The sequence below is a fragment of the Microcystis sp. M_OC_Ca_00000000_C217Col genome, from assembly GCF_007095585.1.
GTDB lineage: Bacteria > Cyanobacteriota > Cyanobacteriia > Cyanobacteriales > Microcystaceae > Microcystis > Microcystis panniformis.
Genome location: NZ_SFBV01000146.1, coordinates 1 through 2,839, shown reverse-complemented (window position 1 = coordinate 2,839; position 2,839 = coordinate 1). Strand labels below are relative to the sequence as shown.

Annotated in this window: 3 protein-coding genes; all 3 read left to right on the top strand. The window is 44.4% G+C overall.

Annotated features, from left to right (window positions below; translation table 11 throughout):
• Window positions 1-286: 286 nt before the first annotated feature.
• The 3 genes from EWV66_RS08445 to EWV66_RS08435 all read left to right on the top strand — a co-directional run bounded on the left by EWV66_RS08445 (window position 287) and on the right by EWV66_RS08435 (window position 2,357).
• A complete protein-coding gene (locus tag EWV66_RS08445) occupies window positions 287-898 on the top strand; it encodes a Uma2 family endonuclease (RefSeq protein WP_502705673.1) in 612 nt (203 codons plus the stop codon).
• An 82-nt stretch (window positions 899-980) separates the two neighbouring features.
• A complete protein-coding gene (gene purE, locus EWV66_RS08440) occupies window positions 981-1,514 on the top strand; it encodes a 5-(carboxyamino)imidazole ribonucleotide mutase (protein WP_002761719.1) in 534 nt (177 codons plus the stop codon).
• A 42-nt stretch (window positions 1,515-1,556) separates the two neighbouring features.
• Window positions 1,557-2,357 carry a tetratricopeptide repeat protein gene (locus EWV66_RS08435; RefSeq protein WP_072927841.1) on the top strand — a complete coding sequence of 267 codons (801 nt, stop codon included), beginning with the start codon at window positions 1,557-1,559 and terminating at the stop codon, window positions 2,355-2,357.
• Window positions 2,358-2,839 lie beyond the last annotated feature (482 nt).

Sequence of the window (2,839 nt, the reverse complement as noted above, 5' to 3'; positions counted from 1 at the left end):
TATCTTTCTCTAAAAAAATGGAGAATCACGTTGGGGAACCCTTTGGTATTTTATCCATGACTACAATGCACAGCAAAGCAAAGGATTAAGCCGCCATCACTACTACCGAATCACCACCCTTTTTCTGGGGTGAAAAGATACCGTGCAGTTTCCGATATTTATAGGAATCGTGTAGCTAATTTTGATGATCAATTAATCTTAACGGCTTGTGGATTATGGAATTTTTATTTAGCGGCAGCATAAGCATTAATTAAAAGGAGAGGCAAGCTGAACTTCTCACAAAACAATTCATTCGGCTTTTTCTTATTTTGCAACAAGTTTATTATGGCGCAAGAGGAGTGATTACTACGTTTCGGGAAATCTAACCATCTACTACAACGCGGAACAACTAAAAAAACGTGATTTCTGTGGTTCCGATTTTTTTGTGGTTTTAGATACCGAAAAACGTCCCCGCAAAAGTTGGGTAGTCTGGGGAGAACAGGGGAAATATCCGGATGTAATTGTCGAGATTCTCTCCGATTCTACGGCCAATATTGACCGCAATAACAAGAAAATTCTCTATCAGAATACCTTTCGCACTCCTAATTATTTTTGGTTTGATCCTAATACTTTAGAATTACAAGGATTTAGACTAATTGAGGGACAATATCAAGCCATTTCTCCCAATGAACAGGGTTATCTCTGGAGTGAACAGTTAGGATTATATTTAGGGATATTTGACCGTAAACTGCGTTATTTTACCGCCGATGGTGAATTAGTCCCCACTCCTCAAGAAGCGGAATTACAGCAACGACAGGCAAAAGAACAGGCTCTTTTAGAAAAAGAAAGGGAACGACAAGCTAAGGAAAAATTAGCCCAAAAATTGCGAGAATTAGGCATCGATCCCGATGCAATTTAGGGGAAATCTGATCAGTAGGGTTTGAAGACAAAATAACAAACCCTGCTATAAGATTAAAAAGCAAAATTATTTTCTAGCAGTTATGGTGACAGCAGCGCCCCTAGTGGGTGTAATTATGGGCAGTGATTCCGACTTACCCACCATGAAAGAAGCGATCGCAGTTTTAGAGGTTTTTCAGATTAGCCACGAAGTCACCATTGTCTCGGCCCATCGTACCCCCGAAAAAATGTTTGAATACGGCAAAAACGCTCATTTAAGGGGAATAAAAGTGATTATCGCTGGAGCCGGCGGGGCTGCCCATTTACCCGGGATGGTGGCATCTTTAACCCCCTTACCCGTGATTGGAGTTCCCGTAGTCACGCGCACTTTACAAGGGTTAGACTCTCTCTATTCAATTGTACAGATGCCCGCAGGCATTCCCGTGGCCACGGTGGCGATCGGTAATGCCAAAAATGCCGGACTTTTAGCGGTTCAAATTCTCGCCATCGGTAATGCTGATCTTTTAGAGCAAGTTATCGCCTATCGTCAATCCCTCAGCGATTCCGTCCTCGAAAAACAAAGCAATCTTCAACGACTAGGCTATCAAGACTATCTAGGGCAGAGTTCACCTAAGTAGGGTAGATTGAGAAAAGATTAAGTAACAAATTATGAAGTAATTATGCGTTGGATCACCGCTTGTGTATTGAGTCTATTGCTCTTTTTTGCCCTACCCATAGCGGCTTATGCCGATAGCCCGACTATTAGCGAAGAACAGATTAGAGAAGGGGAAGTTATCGCCGAAAAAGCCCTAGAAGCCACAGAAAAAGGGGATTACGCCCAGGCCGAAAGCTATTGGACCCAATTAGTCACCAAATTCCCCACTAATCCCGCCGTTTGGAGTAATCGCGGCAATGCCAGAGTCAGTCTCAATAAATTAGAGGATGCGATCGCTGATTTTAACCAAGCGATCGCCATTGCCCCCGATGCCCCCGATCCCTACCTCAATCGCGGCACCGCTTTAGAGGGAGAAGGCAAATATCAAGAAGCGATCGCCGATTATAATAAAGTTTTAGAACTGGCCCCCAATGATGCCTTCGCCTATAACAATCGCGGCAACGCTGAGGGCGGTTTAGGGGACTGGGAAGCCGCCGTCAAAGACTATCGCCAAGCCACTCAACTAGCCCCGAATTTTGCCTGGGCGCAAGCTAATCTGGCTCTGGCCCTGTACGAATTGGGCAGATATCCAGAAGCAGTCCAAAAAATGCGGAATATTGCCCGCAAATACCCCATGTTTCCCGATGTCAGAGCGGCCTTAAGCGCCGTTTTATGGACACAAGGACAACAGGGAGAGGCGGAAAGCAATTGGGTAGCCGCCGTCGGCATGGATACCCGCTATCAAGACCTCGATTGGGTAAAAAGCGTGCGCCGTTGGCCGCCGAATATGGTTCTAGCCTTAGATAAGTTTCTTAACTTAAAGTAAAGAAGGACTAAATATTAACTTTTCTGGCAGTAGCGGGACTGAGGAGCAAATTATCTGGAAATCCGCGACTAAGATACAGTTGAGATGTGCTGGATTGTACTGCATTTAAACTGCGTCGGGGGAGTTTTAGTACAAATGCTCAAACTTCCTCGACCCAGTTCTGGCTCTCCCAACTACGGTGGGGGTAAATTATCATTTCTGGACGACCAGCCACTGTTCCCCGTTCCCCAAAAAGAAAACTTTGTACCTTACCATTAAGATAACTGCTGTATCTGCAATTGCCTTTTTTACCTATAATGTCGGCTTGAAGGAACCCTCGGTTTCACCTCGGAGATGAAAAGTTCCGCCAGCATAGAACAGCGCAGCACGACTAAGAATAACTCTAATCTATAGTTGCCAATTTAACTTTAGTATGCTAGAGTAGTTTGCGTGGTAGGTCGATAACGCAAAATGTTTGTTTTAGAGTACAAGCTTAGAGGAAA